The organism is Microlunatus ginsengisoli (genome assembly GCF_039537205.1).
Classification (GTDB): Bacteria; Actinomycetota; Actinomycetes; order Propionibacteriales; family Propionibacteriaceae; genus Microlunatus; species Microlunatus ginsengisoli.
On the sequence record NZ_BAABAB010000060.1, the window covers coordinates 1 to 1,323 of the forward strand.

Genomic DNA, 1,323 nt, shown 5'->3' on the forward strand with positions numbered 1-1,323 from the left:
GTCGACGTGGCCGAGGTAGGTCGACAGCAGACTCAACCGGGCCTGGCCGTCCTCGCCTTGAGCGTAGGCGTCGAGCATTGCGTTCACGGCGAAGGAGTGCCGCAGGTCGTGGAGGCGTGGCCGGCACGGCGCCGACCGCGGCGCGAGCCCGGCGATGTGGACGAGCCGCTGGAAGGTCCAGTGCACGTTGCAGTAGCGCAGGCGGGTCCCGGCGATGGAGATCAGCAACGCCGGGCTGGGCGGCGCGGGTAGCAGCCGGTCCCGTCGTCGCAGGTAGTCGCGCAGCGCGTCGATGGTGCTTTTATGCAGGACCAGTTCGCGGCTCTTGGCGAACTTGCCGTGCCGGATGACGAGCCGGCTGTGGCGCAGGTCGACATCTCCGCGGTCCAGGCCGATCGCCTCACCGACCCGCATCCCGGTCACGGACAGTAGGCCGATCAGCGTGCCGAGTGTGGCGCGGCGCAGCGGGGTGGACAGTGTTTGTGCGGCGTCGAGCAAAGAGGCGATGTCGGCCGGCGAGTACAAGTACGGCACGGCCCGGCGGGATCGCCATGGCAGCAGGTCCGGCGCGGGCACCTCGCTGATCGGGTCAAGGGTGTGCACATACTTCGCGAACACGCGGATGACGGAGAGCCGGTGGGCCCACCAATTCATGTCCGCGCGGGCTGGCAGGCACGCCCAGGCCAGCGCGGCGTCGCTGGTGAGGGTGCTCGTGCTGGTGGCGTCGAGGTAGTCGAGGAACTGGTTGAGCAACTTCTCCGCCCGCTCGAGCCGGTAGCCCAACGCGCGGCGCATCTGCAAGTAATCGGCCAGCGCGGTCCGCAGCGGCACGGTCATGACCGGCCACCGTCCGAACCCGGCCACGGTCGAGCCAAAACCTGCAGCGCAGCCCGGTCGACCTTGGCATACATCGCTGTCGTGAGGGCACGACGCTGCCGCAGCACGAGACCAACCTCGACCAGCGGGGTTCCCGAGCGCAGCATCGCGGTCGCGGCGGTATGCCGCAGTCGGTGAGCATGGACCAGTCCGAGACCGGCCCGCTTGGCCGCGTGTTCGACGATCATCGACAGTCCGGAGGTAGACAGCGGCTGGTGCGGCGCCTTCACCCGGACGAACACGGTGCGCGACGACGCGGTCGCGGGCCGTCCTCGACGCAGATAAGCGACGATCGCGGCACCGACATCGTCCGGCAGTGGAAGCCGTTCGTCCCGGTTGCCCTTGCCGCGCACGACGATCTCGCCGCCGCGCCAGTCGATGTCGTCCAGCGTGAGCGCGGCAACCTCGCCCGCGCGCATCCCCAGTCGTGACAGCAGCAACAGCACG

General features: G+C 69.4%; 2 protein-coding genes. Both read right to left on the bottom strand.

The features are described 5' to 3' along the window. Positions 1-837 (bottom strand): tyrosine-type recombinase/integrase (locus tag ABD747_RS26560; protein WP_344810179.1); only part of this gene is annotated, 837 nt, incomplete at its 3' end. Continuing rightward, on the bottom strand, positions 834-1,323 hold a 490-nt coding region (locus tag ABD747_RS26565), incomplete at its 5' end, for a tyrosine-type recombinase/integrase (protein ID WP_344810180.1). The genes ABD747_RS26560 and ABD747_RS26565, both read right to left, overlap by 4 nt.